This window comes from Mesorhizobium sp. B283B1A (assembly GCF_020165735.1).
Lineage (GTDB): Bacteria > Pseudomonadota > Alphaproteobacteria > Rhizobiales > Rhizobiaceae > Mesorhizobium > Mesorhizobium opportunistum.
Genome location: NZ_JAIUIQ010000001.1, coordinates 246,652 through 264,261, shown reverse-complemented (window position 1 = coordinate 264,261; position 17,610 = coordinate 246,652). Strand labels below are relative to the sequence as shown.

Here is a 17,610-nt window from a genome sequence, read left to right as displayed (position 1 = left end):
GGTGTCGAGCGAAGCTCGAGGGAGTGGGGGTCGACTGCTCACCGCTGACGAGGTCCTTAGATTCGGGATCATGCCCTGCCCCGCCCATCGTTGCGCCAGACGCCGTCATCGGCCATCAGCTCGCTCAATATGCCCTCGCGCAGGCCGCGGTCGGCGACGCGCAGCCGCTCGGATGGCCACACCGCACGGATGGCTTCCAATATAGCACAGCCGGCCAGCACCAGATCGGCGCGATCGGCGCCGATGCACGGGTTGGCGCAGCGCTGCTGGAAATCCCAGCCGACCAGCTTCTCGACCATGCGGTCGACGCTGTCGCGGTCCATCCACAGCCCGTCGACACGGCGGCGGTCGTAGCGCTCGAGATCGAGGTGGACGCCGGCGAGCGTCGTCACCGTGCCGGATGTGCCGAGCAGATGGAAATTCGGGCTGGCCTTGAGATGGCTCAACCGGTCGCGGCCATCGAAAGCAGCCAGCCGGCCGGCGACGTCATCGACCATGGCGGTGAAAATCTCGCGCGTCACCGTGCGGCCGCCGAAACGTTCGGCCAGTGAGACGACGCCGACCGGCAGCGACGTCCAGGACACGATGTGGTTGGCGAGCCGCGGCGAACGGCGGCCGGTGAGGTCGATCAATGCGATTTCGGAAGAACCGCCGCCGATATCGAACAGGACGACGCCCTGCGTGTCGCGTTCGACCAGCGAACCGCAGCCGGAAACCGCCAGCCGCGCTTCGGTCTGGCGGTCGATGATCTCGAGCTTAAGCCCGGCCTCGCGCTCGACGCGTTCGAGGAATTCGACGCCGTTCTCGGCCGAGCGGCAGGCCTCGGTGGCGATCAGCCTGGCCTTCCTGATCTTGCGGCCGCGCAATTTGTCGCCGCAGACCTTCAGCGCCTCGACCGCGCGGTCCATCGCCGGCTGGCCGAGCCGGCCATTGGCGGTCAGCCCCTCGCCCAGCCTGACGATGCGCGAAAAGGCATCGATGACGCGGAACTGGCCGTGACGCGTCGGCACCGCGACCAGCAGCCGGCAATTGTTGGTGCCGAGGTCGAGGGCCGCGAAGACGGGAAGCTCGTGCACCGGAGGCCGACGGGTGCCCTGTTCGGGGCGTGGTGCTGGAACGACCGATGCGATCGCCGCAGCCGCCGACACAATAGGCGCCACTGCCAGGACCGCGGCCGTTCCCGGCACCGGTGACCGATTGTCCTGCGGACGCGCTTCATCGCGCGCGAAAACCTTGCGCCCGCGCCTTCGCTTGCGCCGCTTCTTGGGCTTGCCCTTCTGGTTATGGGTCGCGTCGCCCGCCTGCCCGTCGGCGGAGCGAGGCTCCGTCGGGCGGCGTTGCTGCCAACCGGCCGTCCCCGAGCCCGATGGCCCTGGGGAAGCGCTGGACGCGCCCACCTCCGGCGCGCCTGCGCCGGTGTCGCGGTCTTCCACTGTCGTTCCTTCCGGCGCCGCGCGAACCGGTGACGGACGCAGCAGGCGCTTTGGCATGTTTCAAGTTGCCGCCAGACTAACAGTGCCGCGCCCGATCACCAAGAGCCGGTTGCTGAATTTTGCCGGCTGGCTGCGCGGCCGCCTGCGCGACAAGTGTTCGCGGTTGAATAGCCGGCTTCGATGAGGCATTTCTGAAATGGACTGAGGTCACCGGGCAGCCGGCCTCCCACCATCAGGCGAAAAGGAAGCGGAAACGCAACGCATGGCAGTCAGGCAATGAACTGGAGACGCTATTTCTGGCCGGTCGTCGGCATCGCCGCGGTGATCTTCTCACTGCTGCTGCTCTGGCACGAACTGCGCGGCATTTCGCTCGACGATGTCTGGGAAGGTCTCGCGGCCATTCCAACCCGCGGCTGGGTCCTTGCGGCCGTGAGTTCGGTCATCGCCTATGCCTCGCTCGCCGGCTACGACCACATCGCCCTGCTGCATATCGGCAAGAAGGTGTCGTGGCTGTTCGTGACGCTCTGTTCCTTCACCACCTACGCGCTGTCGCACAATATCGGCGGCTCGGTGTTCTCCGGCGCCGTCATCCGCTACCGCGCCTACGGCACCAGGGGCCTGACCGGCCAGGATGTCGGCGTGCTGGTGGCGATCTGCTGGATCACCTTCGTGTTGTCGACCATCCTCGTCTCCGGCCTCGTGCTGGTCTTCGAGCCGCAGGTTCTCGACCGGTTCTCCGGCATTGCCCATCACGGCCTGTCGGAAGCGGCGGGCATTGCCATGCTGATCCTCGTCGCCGCCTACATATTCGGCAGCTGGCTGCACCTGCGCCCGCTGAAGATCGCCAGCTTTCAGCTGCATTATCCAGCACTGCCGATCGTCGCCAGGCAATTGCTGGTCGGCCCGATCGAACTCCTGGCGGCGACCGCGATCATCTTTTTCGCCCTGCCCGAGACCCACAATCCCGGCTACTTCGTCGTGCTCGGCGTCTTCCTCGTCTCGTTCTCGATTGCCCAGATCTCGCACGCGCCGGGCGGCCTCGGCGTGTTCGAGGTGGTGTTCCTGGCCGGGCTTTCGGACATGGACCCGGTCGGCGTGCTGGCGGCGCTGCTGGTGTTCCGGCTGTTTTACCTCATCATCCCGCTGATTCTGGGGCTTGGCGTGGTGCTGTTCTTCGAACGCTCGCAGTTCAGCCGGACGGAGAGCTGAGACGCGTTCGCCGGCCGTCTCCCCGTTCGCGGGGAGACGGCCGGCAGGCGGATGAGTGGCAGCGCAAACTTTGTGCGATTGGCCGATTTGAACCGCAGAGCAGGCTTGACTATTTTCCGCTGGCGGCTACAAGGCAGCGCTCAAGCGGCTCAGCCGTTCGGCCCGCGCGGTCCATGACCACGCCTGCTGGGGAATAGGTTAACGGTAGACCCACGGACTCTGACTCCGTTAGTCCTGGTTCGAATCCAGGTTCCCCAGCCAAACAAAATCAATCACTTAGCGACGAAACCATGTGCTAGCGCCTGAAATCAGTAGCAACATAAGCCCTTGATTTATAAGGCGTGGTAATGACCGGAGGCTGCGAATAGCAACATGCAGTGCGGCATAACGTCAGTTGGCGGCGAGCATCGCACTCCATCAATTGATGAGGTGGTCAGCATGGCGCCCAGGCTCAACGAGTGGGCATCGATGGCTGCGCATGCGTACGGTCTTTATTCGGGCATCAACGCCGCTATCGCAGCGGCTCCCGACAAGTCCGCATCGATAGTCCATCATGCTGACGAATTCCGGATGATGTCGGCATTGCTCTGCATAGTTCGGGTATTCGCGACGATCGATCGGGCAAGCATAGTCTCGCTCCAATCGGTCAACCGATTTCTAAAGTCTGATAGTGCCCTCTCATGCGTCGCCGCAGCGTACGCCGGAACCGACGATGCAGCGAAAATTGACGTTGCGAGCGGGACATGCGGACGTTCGATCCAGCGCTTTAAGACCGAGTACGCACGGATCGACTGGTCCGTTCTCGGTCGGCTGCAGAGTTTTCGCAATTCCGCGATTGCCCACATCCGTTGGAGCGAAGTCGATCGGTTTGTCACCTTTGGCGAGTTGGAGGCGTTGGTTGAAATTGTCGGACGGCTCGCAGGCGAAACAAGCCTAATGACAAGTGGTTTGAACAACTGGCCTCATGAGCACCAAGAAAGCGCGCATGAGAATGCGAAACACAAATGGAGCGCAATTTTCACTGCGGATCATCTGGACAGGATCGACTACTAATTTTGAAAAAAAAGAGGCCCGCCGGAAGCGAGCCTCCTTGGTCAGCACTAATGTCTTATTGCTAGCCCTGCTTATCACGCTAAACCGGAATGCGCTTTGTTTTGATGTCGACAAGCCGCCGTACCGTTAGGCGGGCACGCTCCGCTGCAAGCGGAATGAAAACCTCGGCCGTCATCTGGTCGCCGGCGGTTGCAGCGCTCGCACCGCATTCGGTAGGGAGCTTGCCGCACCTCAACGTCGCCGAGCACGCGTTGCAAGTCGGCCGGCATATAATAGCGCCAGCCAGGGCAATAATCGCACCGGACGCGTACTAGCTGCCCAACGTCATAGGCTTTGCTCAAGCACCATATGATTCTGCTGGTCGGCTGTTGTTCTCCGGCACAGAGAACGAAATAGGAACAAATGCCTCCGGCGGTCAAGTGGACTGGGCGTGAATCCTATGAGACGATCCTTGCCGAATCGAGAACGCAAATGCCCGCACGCCATCTCTTCAATTATAAGAGCCATCAGCCCGCCCTCTACCAAGAAGGGCAGTACCTGTACTCGATGGGTGGTCAGCCGAAACACTGGCTGGATCGGGAGTACGGCTATTCCTGCGAAACTCAAAAGCCGTCTCTTTGGGTCGATGGGAAATACGTTTACGGCCTAAAGGCGGATGGGACGCCATTAGGCACTGAGCCTGCCTTCTACTATGGCGATTGATACCGCGTTTCCCTCATGAAAAAGGCAGATGCGGAGAAAGCGATACGATCACTGTCCACGCAATGGGCGAACACGCTTTCCGACAAAGAGCGGGAACATCCTTCCTTCTCGACGTTCAAGACGTGGCTGTCAGCGAATAGGTATGGTGGATATCTCGACTTCCGCTCCGTCATGGGGCCGGACTACGATGCCGAGGCTTGGTTTGATGAGGAATTGGGGCAGATGTGGAGGCGATGACGCTCTCGCATCCTTTACAGCGCAATTTGACGATGTATTTCGCTAGTATTCAACGCTATTTACAAATGTAACTTTTTGTGATACAAGCCTCTTCGCTTCGGCTTTGATGTGTTCTAGGTGCGATTTAGCTCGGCGAGCCGAAGCGAAGAGGCTGAGCCGGCCTAAGCTTAGTGCCCTGCGCGAGCATCTAACTGCAAGTAAAACTGCCTTTTTTATCTTCAGCGCAATTGCGTCGGGTGCCATTTGGGATATCCTAAAACCGATTTTGGTTTGGATATACTACAGTTTTTACTGAAAAATTTCAAATTAATTCATTTCTGCTGCCCCTTCGGACACAGATTTCTTTGCGCTGCCTCCCCGCGAGAGGGCTTCACAGACCGAGTGTCTGACGGGCGCCCAGATGCACGAAAACTGCCGAAGGTGCCATCGTCTCATGCACGGCAGATTGACGGGTGGCCTCGACCAAGACGGCCGCTGCCTGTTCAACCCGGTCGGCCGCATGGTCGACTTGGTCGAGCTTCTTCGCCAGCCGACCGTGCAGCTTCGAAAGCCGTGTTGCATGATGGGCGGCGCTTCGCTTTCGGCCGTCCAGATTGAGCGGTTCAAAAAACATGGGGACCTCACTGTGCGCAACGAATCCTTACGCCGGCTTCTCACGGTTTGCGATTCCTTCAAAAGGACGAGGCCCTATCCCTTTGATCCGACCCGGCTCCCTCCTCAGAGGCAAATAACGCGTTGGTCATGGCAGTCGCTGCCGGGCTAAGCTCCGCAAAGGTTTTTTGCATTGGGCTCCATAATGGCCACTGACAGCCAGTACATTCTCGAAAGCATCAGCCAAGGCTGCGCGGTGCTGGCCGATGGCGAATTCGTCATCGACAGGCTGGTGAAGTATGTCGGCAACGGAAGGATCCGTTGGCACGTCGAGTTTCGCGGGCATCGCGTCGAGTTCACGACCGGCCAGCTCAAGAAGCAGCCTACCTTCCGCAGGAAGGTACTCGAACAGGCTGGCGTGCTGCCGCCCCAGCGTGCCGGGACCAATTACAGGCGATGGGCACTCGACCTGAGGAAGAATGCCATCGAGCTTCCCTGGCGCGATAGGCCTGTCGATGCCGGTTTTGCCATCGACAGGCTCGCCAGCCATGGGGATGGCCGCTGGACGGTTGAATACCAAGGCAAGGTCATCAAGTTCACGACGACCAAACTCCGCCGGCAAACCAGTTTCCGCAAGAGGATGCTGCTCAAGGCCAAGGTGCTGCCGCCTCAGCTGGATCCAGTTGCCTATCGGAAATGGATGGACTGGCTCATTCAAAACGCCACCGAGGCTGCCCCGCATGCCGACGATGCCTTGACGAGCGAGAAAAGTTGGCTTGACGACCTGCCAGAGCTGGCCGGATGGCAAAATGAAGCGGTGCCCGAAGGGACCGACTAGTCAAACTTGAATGGAAGACATGGACCGCTTTAACCTCGGCACCTACCGCCGCCCTATCTCCACCCGCTCTACCGAGACCCAGCGATGGTTCGATATCGGGCTGAACTGGTGCTACGGCTTCAACCATGAGGAAGGCATGAAGTGTTTTGAGAAGGCGCTGGAGACCGATCCGGACTGTCCGATGGTGCATTGGGGCATCGCCTATGCCGCCGGGCCTTTCTACAACCTGACCTGGAAGGAACATGGCGAGGCTGAAGCGAACAGCGCGACCAGGCGATGCTTCGAGCATGTCCAGCTCGCGCGCGCCAATGCCGGTATTGCCAGCGATGTCGAACGGGCCTTGATCGAGGCGCTGGCTTGCCGTTTCCAGAAGCCGCACAAGGTGAGCCCACAGGAATTCGAACAGTGGGACGATGCCTATGCCGCCGCGATGCGGCTGGTCTACCAGGATTTTCCCGATGACCATGACGTGATGGCGTTGCTGGTCGAGGCGTTGATGATGCGCACGGTGCGGCGGCTGTGGAACCTCAAGACCGGTGCGCCGGCGCCGAACTCGGATGTCATCGAGGCGCTGGGGGTGTGCGAGCGGTCAATCCGTCTCGCCGATGAGGCCGGCGTCGCCCAGCATCCGGCGATCGTCCATCTGCACATCCATCTCTTGGAAATGTCCACCATGCCGGAACGCGGCATGCGCTCGGCGGATCTGCTCGGGCAAATTTGTCCCGATGCCGGGCACATGAACCACATGCCCGGCCATATCTATGTGCTGTGCGGCGAATACGAGAAGGCGAAGCTCGCTAGCGAAAAGGCGGTGCGCGCCAACGACCTCTATCTCGCCTATGCCGACGAGCCGACCTACTATCTGCTCGGCTGCTGCCACGATCTGCACCTGATGATGTTCACCTGCATGTTGTCAGGCCAATACCGGCCGGCGCTGTGGGCCGCCGACAAGGTGCGAAGCCTGGTCGTGCGCGACGTGGTCGCCATCCAGGATCGTCCCAAGCTCACCCAAACAGTGGAAGGCTATCACGCGATGAAGTCGCATGTGCTCGTGCGCTTCGGTCGCTGGCAGGAGATCACCGACGAACCGATGACGGCGGAGCCCGGCCTCTATGTGCTGACGGCAGCCATGCAGCACTACGCCAAGGGCGTCGCGCATGCGACGCTGAGGCAATTCGCCGAGGCCGAGCGCGAGCGTGAGCGGTTCCACCGGCATGTGGAAAGCATTGCGCCGGAGCGGCGTTTTCTCAGCAACCCGACGCGCGCCTCGCTGGCTGTCGGTGCTGCCTTGCTCGATGGCGAGCTTGCCTACCACCAGGGCCGGCATGAGGAGGCCTATGGCCATCTGCGGCAAGCGGTCGAGTTGGACGACAATCTCTCCTACACCGAGCCATGGGCGTGGATGCACCCGCCGCGCCATGCGCTGGCCGCCCTGCTGCTCGACCAGGGCCACGCCGAAGAGGCCGAGCAGGTCTATCGCGACGATCTCGGCCTCAGCGGCACGGTGCAGCGCTGCGCCCAGCACCCGAACAATGTCTGGGCACTGCATGGGCTGGTGGAATGCCTGACACGGCGTGGCGAGGGCGACGAACTGCCCGCGCTGCAGGAAAGGCTTGCCGTGGCGTTGACCAAGGCGGACGTGCCGATCACCTCGTCCTGCCTGTGCAGGACGAGCGTACAAGCGGATCATTGCTGCTGTCATTGACAGAGGGCTGTTACGGCAGTGGGCTGTCGCGCTCACGCGAACGGCACCTTCCGCTACGAGAAGATCTCCGCCAACTCGTCGACGCTGACGCCTTCCTTGACCTGGCGCAGTTCGACATAGCTTACCGCCGTGGCGACGGAGATCACCATCGATACGATGGTCTGCACCAGGGCGGCCAAGACCGCAGCGGCAATTCCGTGGAAGAGATAGATGACCACCGCGCTCATCGACTGGATGACAAGTGCTATGATCATCAGGATCAGGAAAAGCCCGAACAGGGCCCAGCGGCTTCCCTTCGTCAGCGCGCGGCTGCGCGACATCGAACCGAAGACGCCGAGCCGCTCCTGGATAAGCACCGGTATCGAAACCGACCAGCCGAGCCAGAGGATGATGCCGGGTACCACCAAAGCAATCGAGGCAACGCCAACGCCAAGCCCGACAAGCAAGCCGATCCCGAGCGTCGGCAGCAAATTGCGGATCGCCACGCGGATGCAGTCGCCAAAGCTCGGCCTCTTGCCGTTCAGATCTTCGATCGCCGCTCGAACAAGACTGGACTGCAGCAGAAGCGAAAGACCGACATAGAGTATTCCAAACACCGCGAAGCCGACGAAATAGCCGAATGTGTAATTCGCGGTCGCCACGGCAAGACTAGCCGGATCTCCAACTGCGCGGGCAGCCGGGCGCGCAAGCTGCGAAACAAGATTCGGCAGTCCTGAAAATACGGCGGCAAGGCCAATGCAGAGCGCGATGTTGCGGCCGATAACAGCAAATGTGTTGTTGAACACCCTGCCGATATCGAATTTCTCTCGCCGTGCCAATGTGGTTGAAGTCATGACGTCGTCCCCTCCTCACCGCGCCTGCCAGGCGGTGTTCCCGACTGGTAATCTGTCAGTATTGATAACCGACGTCCAATCACTTGCAATTGCCGTGCAGCATTGCCAGTGTTGGCGACGAACCGTGGGTTGCAGGGAGCGAGCGGGTGACAGTCGCACAGCCGGACACGGCGGACGCCGAAGGGCTGGCAAATCTGCACGAGCAGCTGCTGGCGGACCACTCCATCCAATTCGATCTGCCGAGCCTGGTGCCATCAGAACCGCCGGCATGGCTGAAGCCCGTGCTGGAGATGCTGGCGCGGATAGGCCCCTACATGATCTACATGTTCTGGGGCGCGGTGATCATCGGTGTGGCGGTCATCGTCCTTCTGGTCGCACTCGAAGCCAAGGGTGTGGCCTGGCGCCTGCCGTGGCGGCGCACCCGCAAGGAAGCGGAGGCGCAGGACGACTGGCGCCCGGATTCCAGCGCGGCGCAGATCCTGCTCTCCGAGGCTGACGCCCTCGCCGCGCGAGGCGCGTTTGACGAGGCGGTGCATCTCCTGCTTCGGCGCAGCGTCGCCGACATCGCCGGACGGCTGCCCGACTTCCTGCGCCCATCGCTGACGTCGCGCGACATCGCAACTGCACCATCGCTTCCGTCGCGGGCGCGCCAGGCGTTCAGCGAGATCGCGCGCATCGTCGAGGCGGCGCTCTTTGCCCGCCGGCCGGTCGGCGCCGAAGGCTGGCAGCGGGCGCGCGGCGCCTATGAGCGATTTGCCTTCAGGGATGCCTGGACATGAGCGCGCCGGCTGCCGAGACAGCGCAGGAACCGTTCAGCCGCAGAACCCTGTTTTGGGGCATTTTTGCCAGCCTGCTGGCCGCGGCCGCATTCTTTCTCCTGTCCACCTATGCCCCGGATTTCCGTCAGCCCGGCGGCGGCGCCACCCCGCTTTCCAAGGGCGGCTCGGGCTATGCCGGCATCGTCAAATGGCTGCAGTTGACGGGAACGCCGGCACCCATGGCCCGAAACCAGAAAGATATCAGCACAGGCATATTGTCCGGGTTCCTGCTGATCGTCACCATCTCGCCAGACAGCGACCCCGCCGCGCTCGACCGCATCGTCAGGCTTCGCGCGAACAAGCCGACGCTCTTCGTGCTGCCGAAATGGCTGATCCTGCCGCTAGAGGGGCGCCAGGACTTTGAAATGAAGATCGAACGGTTGCCGGATACGGTTGTCAACGACTGGCTCGGCCACATCGTCAAGGCAAAACTCGGTGTCGGCAACAGCACGGTCGGGCAGATCGACGTCCGCGGCCATATGGTCGCCGCGCCCGATCAACTGCTATGGATTGCCGACGACCAGCCGCTGATCGCGGCAGGCAACGGCAAGGCGGTGCTCTCGGAGATCAAGGACAAGCCTTTCTACGTCCTGACCGATCCGGACCTGATCAACAATGCCGCGCTGAAGGACTTCACCAAGGCCCAAGCGGCACTCGATCTCATCGCCTCACTCGAACCGGCCAAGGGCGCGGTTATGTTCGATCTGACGCTGCACGGTGCCGGCCAGAGATACGATCTTGCCAAATTGCTGGTCGAACCGCCGTTCCTGGCGCTGACGCTGTCGGTGCTGGCGGCGGCCGCCCTTGCCTTCCTGCATGGTCTCGGCCGGTTCGGTCCGCCACGGGCCGAGGGCCGGGCGATCGCCTTCGGCAAGCGGGCGCTGGTCGACACCACGGCGATGCTGCTCAGGCGCGCCGGGCGGTTGCAGGAGCTCGGCGACCGTTATGCGGTGCTGATGCGTGCGCGTGCCGCAGCATTGCTCGGCGCGCCGCAAGGCTTGCCAGGCGAAGCGCTCGACCGCTGGCTCGATTCCCGCGACCACGGCGAAACCCAAGGCTTCAGCCGTCGCTTCAAGGCCGCGAACGAAGCCAGGAATTTGGCTCAAATGCATGAAGCAGCCCAGGAGCTGCATGGCTGGACGACAAGGAGGCTCGGTGAACGTCGATGATGTGAAGGCCCTGGCGACCGCGATCAGGGAAGAAGTGGCAAAGGCGATCACCGGACAGCGCGACACGGTCGATCTGATGCTGACGGCATTGTTCGCCGGCGGGCATATATTGCTCGAAGGCCCGCCAGGCACGGCCAAGACCATGACCGCGCGCTGCTTCGCGCAGGCGCTCGGCGTCGTCTATGGGCGCATCCAGTTCACGCCTGACTTGATGCCCGGCGACATCGTCGGCTCGAACATCTACAATTTCCAGACCGGACAGTTCACGCTGACGCGCGGGCCGATCTTCTGCGACCTCCTGCTTGCCGACGAGATCAACCGCACGCCGCCGAAGACGCAGGCAGCGCTGCTGGAAGCGATGCAGGAACACGCCGTCACCTTCGACGGCACGACGCATCCGCTGAGCCCGAACTTCATGGTGGTGGCGACACAGAACCCGATCGAGCATCAGGGCGTCTATCCGCTTCCCGAAGCCCAGCTCGACCGCTTCCTGTTCAAGCACAAGGTGAGCTATCCCGACGCGCGGGAGGAACGCGCCATCATCGTCCATCATGGCGGCGGCTCCGCTTCCCACGACATCAAGCAGTACGGCATCACGGCGCAGGTCGACCGAAAGACGCTGGAGAAGGCGCTCGCCACCGTCGGCGACGTCACGCTGGTCGACGATGTCGTCGGCTACATCGCCGCCCTCGTGCGCGGCACGCGCGAGAGCCCCGACCTCGAGGTTGGCGCGAGCCCGCGCGCGGGCGCCATGCTGGCCCGCGCGGCACGCGCCAGGGCAGCGCTCGACGGCCGCGCCTATGTCATCCCCGACGACGTCAAGGCGCTGGCGGTGCCGGCGTTGCGCCACCGCGTCATCCTGTCGCCGGCGGCGCAGATCGATGGGCGGCTGGTGGAGCAGATCGTGTCAGATCTTGTCGACCAGACGGAAGCACCGCGTTGATCTATCCGAGCGGCCGCGCGGTCTGGGCAGCGGCGGCGGGCGCAATCCCCGCCTTCCTGATCGCGCTTGCGCTACCCGCTTTCTGGTATCTCGGCCTGTTGTGGATCTGCATCCTGCTTGCATTCCTGGCGGTCGACGCGGCTGCCGGGCGTGGACGTGCCTCGCTCACCGCCAGCCTTTCCGCGCCACCGCAAGTCGGCGTCGGCGGCCGTTTCACCCTCCATGTCGCGGCCAGCCTCGGCGGGCGGCCGCGCGCGCTGCAGGCGCGCGTCGGCTACGATCAGCGGCTGGCGCCAGTCGCCGGCACCGGCGGCGCGCTGCCGGCCAATGGCGGCACGCTCGACCTCGAATTCGATGCGCTCAGGCGGGGCATCGCCGGCTTCGACCGGCTGTGGCTGCGCTGGCGTGGCCCGTTCGGACTGATCTGGAACCAGGTCGTCCTGCCGATGGACCGGAAAGTCGCGGTGCTGCCCGATGTCAGCAGTGCCCGCGACGAGGCGATCACATTGCTGCAGCGCTCCGCGCTTGTCGACGGCCACGCGCAAAGGCGGGCCGGCCAGGGCCGCGAATTCGAAGCGCTGAAGGACTATCAGCCCGGCATGGGCCGGCGGATGATCGACTGGAAGCGCAGCGCGCGCCACGGCAAGCTTCTGGCGCGCGAATTTCGCGTCGAGGAGAACAACAACATCGTGCTGGCGATCGACTGCGGACGGCTGATGTGCGAGCCGGTCGACGGCGTGCCCAAAGTCGACCGGGCGGTCACGGCAGCGCTGTTGTCGGCCTTCATCGCGCTCAAGGGCGGCGACCTCGTCAGCCTGTTCTCCTTCGACGCCAGGCCGCGCGTATCGAGCGGGGCGGTACGCGGCTCGCCGAGTTTCATGATGATCCAGAAGCGCGCCGCCGAGATCGACTATTCCAGCGAAGAGACCAATTTCACCTTGGCGCTGACGACATTGGCGGCCAAGCTCGACAGGCGCTCGCTGGTCATCATCTTCACCGATTTCGTCGACCCGATCAGCGCCGAGCTGATGCTGCGCACCGTCGGCCGGCTGACCGAGCGGCATCTGGTGCTGTTCATGCTGATGAAGGATGCCGAGCTGGAGGCGCTGGCCGACATGGCACCCGCCACCCCGGAGGATGTGGCTCGCGCGGTCACCGCCGGCGGCCTGCTTCGGCAACGGCAGGTGGTGATCGGCCGGCTGCGGCTGCTCGGTGCGCATGTGATCGAGGCCGATCACCAGCGGCTCGGCCCGGCGCTGGTCGAGCGCTATATTCAGCTCAAGGAGGAGAACCTCTTATGACGCTGCGCGCCGGCACCGATGCGGTACGCCAGTCGCTGGCGAGCTTCCGCCAGGAGCGCGAGGCCGACTGGAAGGCATTCGAGGCGCTGCTTGCGCGTGTCGAGAAACGCGCCCCGCGCACGCTTTCGGAAGACGAACTGCTGTCGTTGCCGCTGCTCTACCGTTCGGCGCTTTCTTCACTGTCGGTCGCCCGTGCGACATCGCTGGACAGCGCGCTGATCGCCTATCTCGAAGCGCTGTGCCTGCGCGGCTATTTCTATCTCTATGGCGCGAAACGGGGCTTGCGGCACCGCGTCGGCGATTTCTTCCTGCGCGACTGGCCGGCGGCAATCCGCGATCTGTGGCGCGAGACCTCGGTCTCGGTCGGATTGACCCTTGTCGGCGCCATTGCCGGCTACTGGCTGGTCGCCTCCGACAAGCGCTGGTACGACGCCATCATCGCGCCCAGCCTTGCCGGCGGCCGCAATCCGGATTCGTCGGTCGAGGCGCTGCGCAGCGTGCTCTATGATGGCGGCAGCAGCCACTTCCTGTCGGGATTTGCCGCCTATCTCTTCACCCACAACACGCAAGTGGCGATCCTGGCGTTTGCGCTCGGCTTCGCCTTCGCGGTGCCGAGCGTCCTAATCATCCTGATGAACGGGTGCATGCTCGGCGCGCTGTTCCAGGTCTACGCCGCCAAGGGGCTGGGCTTTGAGCTTGGCGGCTGGCTGTCGATCCACGGCACGACCGAACTGTTTGCCATCGCGCTGGCCGGTGCCGCGGGCATGCGGATCGGCACGCGCATCGCCTTTCCCGGCGAATTGACCCGTATGGCCGCCGCCGCTCAAGCCGGACAAGTGGCGGCGATCGTGATGGTCGGCGTGATGGTGATGCTTTTGTTTGCCGGCCTGCTCGAAGGCATCGGCCGGCAGACGATCACCAGCGATGCGACCCGCTACGCCATTGGCGGCGGCATGCTGACGCTATGGATTGCCTATTTCTACCTGTTCCGGATGGTGCGGCATGGCAACAGCTAGGAACCCTGCTGCACTGATCAGGCCGTTGATCACGCCGGAGGGCGTCGACCTCAGGGTCAAGCTGGCGAACGCCGGCACCCGGGCTTCGGCCTTCCTGCTCGATGTGGTCATCATCGTCGCCGCCGCGGTGGCCGTCAGCCTGGTCGCGATCTTCGGCCTCGGCGGCCTTGGCCTGCGCGAGGCGGAGCCACTTTTCGTGGTCTGGATCATCTTCATCTTCCTGCTGCGCAACGTCTATTTCATCGCCTTCGAGGCGGGCCGGCGCGCGGCGACGCCGGGCAAGCGGATCGTCGGCGTCCGGGTCGCGTCGCGCGGCGGCGCGGGCCTCACGATCGACCAGGTCATCGCCCGCAATCTGATGCGCGAGCTCGAGGTGTTCTTGCCATTGTCGATCATTGCCGTGCGCGGTGGCACCGGCGTCGCCGATACGCTATCGACGATCTTCGGCCTGGTGTGGGCGCTGCTATTTTCGCTGTTTCCGCTGTTCAACCGTGATCGCCTGCGCATCGGCGACCTACTCGCCGGCACATGGGTGGTCGAGGCCCCAAAGCTGGCGTTGGTCGAAGACCTGTCGCTAAGGCAGGATCCGGCCGCCGGCCGCTTCCACTTCAGCCCGGCGCAGCTCGACGCCTACGGCATCGCCGAACTGCACAGACTGGAGGAAGTGCTGCGGCGCGATGACTATTTCGCGATGAAGGCGGTTGCCGAAACCATCGGCCGCAAGATCGGTTCGACGATCGAACCGAACGATTCCAAAGCCTTCTTGACCGCCTATTACGGTGAGCTCAGGGCGCATCTGGAACGCAAGCTTCTGCTCGGCAACCGCAAGGCCGACAAGTATGCGCGATAGTCCGGATATCTACGCTAGCCGGGCTCCCTACCTCAGCCACTTCTCATAGTCGGACACCAAGAGGTGCACCGGCGCGACATCCTCGTCGATGTTGGAGAAGCGGCCGATCGGCTCGCGGAAGACGTTGTCGGTGAGGTCGTCGTTGACGGTCGACACCTCGCCGATCAGCACGTCCTTGCCCTCGGCCCAGAAGGCGTGCCAGACGCCCGGCAGCAGCGTGACGCTCTGGCCCGGGTCGAGCTTCAGCAGTCCGCCTGCCGGCATCCTGTGGATGGTTCCATCGACCGGCACCGATACTTCGGCCTTGGGATCGATGCCGCCGTCGCGATCGTGCATGAACAATTCAAGCACCAGCTTGCCGCCGCCGCGGTTGATGATGTCCTCGGCCTTGATGTTGTGGCGGTGCATCGGCGACAGTTGGTCCTTGCGCGAGATCATGATCTTCTCGGCGTAGAGCATGCCCATGCCCTTCTTCATGTCCTCGTAGCGGCCGTTGCGAACGGTGAAAAGGAACAGGCCAAGCTCGTTGAATTTCTCCTGGCCGTAATCAGTGATGTCCCAGCCGAGCCGCGAGGTGAAGATGGCGGAGGAATCGACCTGGCGCGCCTTCATCTCCTCGGGTGACCAATAAGCGAAGGGCGGCATGATATAGCCCAACGAGCGGATGAAAGCGTCGGCTTCGCGGATGATGTCGTTGATGGCGGAGCGTTTCATGATCATGGTCCTTCGTGTCGATACGCTTTGTTTGGCAGCATGCATGCCGTTGTTCCAAAACCATTGGCCACTTTTGGGCGACATGCACGGCAATTCGCATAGCCGAACACTGGTGCGGTGTCGATCCATCCAGCCGCCTGCCCCGCCCTGGCCGTGAACCGATGGCCCACCGATCCCGTCCGCTGGCTGCGTGACATCACGCGCTTTCGAGGCCATAACCCCTGCGGAATTCAGGAGTGACAGCTGATGCCGACCATCCATGACCTCGATACGCCATCGATCCTGATCGACGCAGCGCGCGCCGAAGCCAATATTTCCCGCGCGCAGGCCCATGCCGACAAGAACGGGCTGAAGCTGAGGCCGCATATCAAGACGCACAAGCTGCCCTACTGGGCGAAGAAGCAGGTGGCGGCGGGCGCGGTCGGCATCACCTGCCAGAAGATCGGCGAAGCCGAGGTGATGGCCGATGCCGGCCTGACCGATATCTTTCTCCCTTACAACATCCTAGGCCGCGCCAAACTGGAGCGGCTTCTGGCGCTGCACAGGCGCGTAATCTTGTCGGTGACGGCAGACAGCACGGAGACCATCGACGGGCTGGCCGCCACCTTCACCGATGCCGGCCATCGTCTGACGGTGCTGGTCGAGTGCGACACCGGCATGGGGCGCTGCGGCGTACAGACAGCGGGTGAAGCGGTTGGGCTGGCAAGACAGATCGACACGGCCAAAGGCCTCGCCTTCGGAGGGCTGATGACCTATCCGGCCGCGGGCCGTGCGGCGGAGGCCGAAGCCTGGCTCGCCAACGCCAGCCAGGCGCTTGCCGTCTGCGGTCTCGCCTGCGAGCGCATCTCCAGCGGCGGCACACCGGACATGTGGCGTTCCAGCAAGGACAGCGTCGTCACCGAGTATCGCCCCGGCACCTACATCTATCTCGACCGCTATCAGGTCGCCAAAGGCGTCGGCGCGCTCGACGATTGCGCGCTGACGGTGCTGTCGACGGTGGTCAGCCACCCGACACCGACCCGCGCCATCCTCGACAGCGGCAGCAAGGCGCTGTCCAGCGACACGCTGGGGCTGCCCGATTTCGGCGAGCTGCTCGGCGTCTCCGGCGCGCGGGTGACAGGCCTGAGCGAAGAGCATGGCACCGTCACGCTTTCCGGCGATGGCAAGCTTAAAATCGGCGAGCGCGTGCGCGTGGTGCCCGACCATTGCTGCGTCGTCACCAATTTGTTCGACGAGGTCAACCTGATCGACGGCGAGACGGTGCTGGAAACGCTGCCGGTGGCCGCGCGCGGGCGGATGCGATGAATTAGGCCGGCTGCCGCTCGGCCTGCCGTGCCGCCACGCGACGCATGGCGATGACCCGGCGGCGGCGGATTTCGGTGCGCATTGCCATCAGATGCAATGCGAAGAACAGCACCGTGAAGCCGATAGCCATGACCAGCAGCGGCCAGAGCATCGAGGCGTCGATGGTCGATCCCCCCATGCGGAACACCGAGGCCGGCTGGTGCAGCGTGTTCCACCAGTCGACCGAAAATTTGATGATTGGGATGTTGATGAAGCCGACCAGCGTGATGATGGCGGCGGCCCAGGCGGCGCGGCTGGCGTCATCGAGCGCACGGGTCAGCGCGATGATGCCGAGATACATCAGGAACAGCACGAAGACCGAGGTCAGCCGCGCATCCCAGACCCACCATGTACCCCACATCGGCTTGCCCCAGATCGAGCCGGTAATCAGCGCCAGTGCGGTGAAGGCGGCACCAATGGGGGCGGCCGATTTCAGCGCGACATCGGCCAGCGGATGGCGCCAGACCAGAGTGCCGAGCGCCGAGAGCGCCATCAGCGTGTAGCACATCATGGCGAGCCAGGCGAAAGGCACATGGATGTACATGATGCGAACGGTGATGCCTTGCTGGAAATCCTCAGGCGCGGTGAAGCTCATATAGAGCCCGACGGCGAGGACAAGCGCCGCAATCGTTGCCAGCCACGGCACGACCTTGTCGGCCAGCCCGACGAAGCGCGTCGGATTGGCAAGATCGGTCCAGCCGGTCAGGCGTGAAGTGATGTCGCTCATGCGGCTTTACATAGACCGCCGGGGCGTCCGGGGCAATCGATCGGCGATGTCGCAGTCGTATAAGCCTCTTCCTTCTCCCCTTGCGGGAGAAGGTGGCCTCGCGAAGCGAGGTCGGATGAGGGGTGTT

At 63.3% G+C, this 17,610-nt stretch carries 18 protein-coding genes and 1 tRNA gene; 14 read left to right on the top strand and 5 right to left on the bottom strand.

What is annotated here, in order from left to right:
* Positions 1-68: 68 nt before the first annotated feature.
* Positions 69-1,433: a Ppx/GppA phosphatase family protein gene (locus LB577_RS01330; RefSeq protein ID WP_224685235.1), complete on the bottom strand. Its 1,365-nt coding sequence runs from the start codon at positions 1,431-1,433 to the stop codon at positions 69-71.
* A 276-nt stretch (positions 1,434-1,709) separates the two neighbouring features.
* On the opposite strand from LB577_RS01330, the gene LB577_RS01325 reads away from it, so the two are divergent.
* From LB577_RS01325 to LB577_RS01305, 5 genes are all read left to right on the top strand, one after another.
* Positions 1,710-2,642: a lysylphosphatidylglycerol synthase domain-containing protein gene (locus tag LB577_RS01325; protein WP_224685227.1), complete on the top strand. Its 933-nt coding sequence runs from the start codon at positions 1,710-1,712 to the stop codon at positions 2,640-2,642.
* A 187-nt stretch (positions 2,643-2,829) separates the two neighbouring features.
* Positions 2,830-2,903: transfer RNA gene (locus tag LB577_RS01320), tRNA-Gln, on the top strand.
* 177 nt (positions 2,904-3,080) lie between these two features.
* On the top strand, positions 3,081-3,695 hold the full coding sequence (locus LB577_RS01315; protein ID WP_224685226.1) for a hypothetical protein: 615 nt from the start codon (positions 3,081-3,083) through the stop codon (positions 3,693-3,695).
* A gap of 471 nt (positions 3,696-4,166) precedes the next feature.
* Complete coding sequence (locus LB577_RS01310) at positions 4,167-4,397, top strand: hypothetical protein (protein WP_224685225.1); 231 nt, start codon at positions 4,167-4,169, stop codon at positions 4,395-4,397.
* Positions 4,398-4,412: 15 nt separating this feature from the next.
* Positions 4,413-4,634, top strand: coding sequence for a hypothetical protein (locus tag LB577_RS01305; RefSeq protein WP_224685224.1), 222 nt, complete (start codon positions 4,413-4,415; stop codon positions 4,632-4,634).
* A 370-nt stretch (positions 4,635-5,004) separates the two neighbouring features.
* On the opposite strand, the gene LB577_RS01300 is transcribed toward LB577_RS01305, so the two are convergent.
* Positions 5,005-5,247 (bottom strand): hypothetical protein, encoded by a 243-nt coding sequence (locus tag LB577_RS01300; protein ID WP_224685223.1) that lies wholly within the window; start codon positions 5,245-5,247, stop codon positions 5,005-5,007.
* A 183-nt stretch (positions 5,248-5,430) separates the two neighbouring features.
* On the opposite strand from LB577_RS01300, the gene LB577_RS01295 reads away from it, so the two are divergent.
* The gene (locus LB577_RS01295; RefSeq protein WP_224685222.1) at positions 5,431-6,063 is read left to right on the top strand and encodes a hypothetical protein; all 633 of its coding nucleotides are present in this window, start codon (positions 5,431-5,433) and stop codon (positions 6,061-6,063) included.
* Between the two features lie 19 nt (positions 6,064-6,082).
* A complete protein-coding gene (locus LB577_RS01290) occupies positions 6,083-7,768 on the top strand; it encodes a hypothetical protein (RefSeq protein ID WP_224685221.1) in 1,686 nt (561 codons plus the stop codon).
* Between the two features lie 53 nt (positions 7,769-7,821).
* On the opposite strand, the gene LB577_RS01285 is transcribed toward LB577_RS01290, so the two are convergent.
* On the bottom strand, positions 7,822-8,601 hold the full coding sequence (locus tag LB577_RS01285) for a hypothetical protein (protein WP_224685220.1): 780 nt from the start codon (positions 8,599-8,601) through the stop codon (positions 7,822-7,824).
* A gap of 146 nt (positions 8,602-8,747) precedes the next feature.
* Here LB577_RS01285 and LB577_RS01280 point away from each other — a divergent pair, with 146 nt between their 5' ends.
* Genes LB577_RS01280 through LB577_RS01255 form a run of 6 tightly spaced genes read left to right on the top strand, consistent with a single transcriptional unit; the run spans position 8,748 to position 14,698 of the window.
* Entirely contained in the window at positions 8,748-9,380 is a 633-nt protein-coding gene (locus tag LB577_RS01280; RefSeq protein WP_224685219.1) for a DUF4129 domain-containing protein, read from the top strand.
* Positions 9,377-10,588: a DUF4350 domain-containing protein gene (locus LB577_RS01275; RefSeq protein WP_224685218.1), complete on the top strand. Its 1,212-nt coding sequence runs from the start codon at positions 9,377-9,379 to the stop codon at positions 10,586-10,588. Before LB577_RS01280 ends, LB577_RS01275 begins: the two co-directional genes overlap by 4 nt.
* Positions 10,575-11,531 carry an AAA family ATPase gene (locus tag LB577_RS01270; protein ID WP_224685217.1) on the top strand — a complete coding sequence of 319 codons (957 nt, stop codon included), beginning with the start codon at positions 10,575-10,577 and terminating at the stop codon, positions 11,529-11,531. The genes LB577_RS01275 and LB577_RS01270 overlap by 14 nt, the downstream gene beginning before the upstream one ends.
* Positions 11,528-12,832 carry a DUF58 domain-containing protein gene (locus LB577_RS01265; protein ID WP_224685216.1) on the top strand — a complete coding sequence of 435 codons (1,305 nt, stop codon included), beginning with the start codon at positions 11,528-11,530 and terminating at the stop codon, positions 12,830-12,832. The genes LB577_RS01270 and LB577_RS01265 overlap by 4 nt, the downstream gene beginning before the upstream one ends.
* The gene (locus LB577_RS01260) at positions 12,829-13,848 is read left to right on the top strand and encodes a stage II sporulation protein M (RefSeq protein ID WP_224685215.1); all 1,020 of its coding nucleotides are present in this window, start codon (positions 12,829-12,831) and stop codon (positions 13,846-13,848) included. The genes LB577_RS01265 and LB577_RS01260 overlap by 4 nt, the downstream gene beginning before the upstream one ends.
* Positions 13,835-14,698, top strand: coding sequence for an RDD family protein (locus tag LB577_RS01255; RefSeq protein WP_023766562.1), 864 nt, complete (start codon positions 13,835-13,837; stop codon positions 14,696-14,698). The genes LB577_RS01260 and LB577_RS01255 overlap by 14 nt, the downstream gene beginning before the upstream one ends.
* Positions 14,699-14,725: 27 nt before the next feature.
* Here the strand turns inward: LB577_RS01255 and LB577_RS01250 are convergent, their stop codons facing one another.
* Positions 14,726-15,412 carry a D-lyxose/D-mannose family sugar isomerase gene (locus LB577_RS01250; protein WP_224685214.1) on the bottom strand — a complete coding sequence of 229 codons (687 nt, stop codon included), beginning with the start codon at positions 15,410-15,412 and terminating at the stop codon, positions 14,726-14,728.
* 246 nt (positions 15,413-15,658) lie between these two features.
* Between LB577_RS01250 and LB577_RS01245 the strand changes: the two genes are divergently transcribed.
* Positions 15,659-16,717: a D-TA family PLP-dependent enzyme gene (locus tag LB577_RS01245; RefSeq protein ID WP_224685213.1), complete on the top strand. Its 1,059-nt coding sequence runs from the start codon at positions 15,659-15,661 to the stop codon at positions 16,715-16,717.
* Position 16,718: 1 nt separating this feature from the next.
* On the opposite strand, the gene LB577_RS01240 is transcribed toward LB577_RS01245, so the two are convergent.
* The gene (locus tag LB577_RS01240) at positions 16,719-17,483 is read right to left on the bottom strand and encodes a heme ABC transporter permease (protein ID WP_023766559.1); all 765 of its coding nucleotides are present in this window, start codon (positions 17,481-17,483) and stop codon (positions 16,719-16,721) included.
* Positions 17,484-17,610 lie beyond the last annotated feature (127 nt).

Bases quoted from the DNA above. Each gene is read 5' to 3' on its own strand.
- LB577_RS01325 (WP_224685227.1), top strand. From the start codon at position 1,710: ATGAACTGGAGACGCTATTTCTGGCCGGTCGTCGGCATCGCCGCGGTG.
- LB577_RS01315 (WP_224685226.1), top strand. From the start codon at position 3,081: ATGGCGCCCAGGCTCAACGAGTGGGCATCGATGGCTGCGCATGCGTAC.
- LB577_RS01310 (WP_224685225.1), top strand. From the start codon at position 4,167: ATGCCCGCACGCCATCTCTTCAATTATAAGAGCCATCAGCCCGCCCTC.
- LB577_RS01305 (WP_224685224.1), top strand. From the start codon at position 4,413: ATGAAAAAGGCAGATGCGGAGAAAGCGATACGATCACTGTCCACGCAA.
- LB577_RS01300 (WP_224685223.1), bottom strand. From the start codon at position 5,247: ATGTTTTTTGAACCGCTCAATCTGGACGGCCGAAAGCGAAGCGCCGCC.
- LB577_RS01295 (WP_224685222.1), top strand. From the start codon at position 5,431: ATGGCCACTGACAGCCAGTACATTCTCGAAAGCATCAGCCAAGGCTGC.
- LB577_RS01290 (WP_224685221.1), top strand. From the start codon at position 6,083: ATGGACCGCTTTAACCTCGGCACCTACCGCCGCCCTATCTCCACCCGC.
- LB577_RS01285 (WP_224685220.1), bottom strand. From the start codon at position 8,601: ATGACTTCAACCACATTGGCACGGCGAGAGAAATTCGATATCGGCAGG.
- LB577_RS01275 (WP_224685218.1), top strand. From the start codon at position 9,377: ATGAGCGCGCCGGCTGCCGAGACAGCGCAGGAACCGTTCAGCCGCAGA.
- LB577_RS01260 (WP_224685215.1), top strand. From the start codon at position 12,829: ATGACGCTGCGCGCCGGCACCGATGCGGTACGCCAGTCGCTGGCGAGC.
- LB577_RS01255 (WP_023766562.1), top strand. From the start codon at position 13,835: ATGGCAACAGCTAGGAACCCTGCTGCACTGATCAGGCCGTTGATCACG.
- LB577_RS01250 (WP_224685214.1), bottom strand. From the start codon at position 15,412: ATGAAACGCTCCGCCATCAACGACATCATCCGCGAAGCCGACGCTTTC.
- LB577_RS01245 (WP_224685213.1), top strand. From the start codon at position 15,659: ATGCCGACCATCCATGACCTCGATACGCCATCGATCCTGATCGACGCA.
- LB577_RS01240 (WP_023766559.1), bottom strand. From the start codon at position 17,483: ATGAGCGACATCACTTCACGCCTGACCGGCTGGACCGATCTTGCCAAT.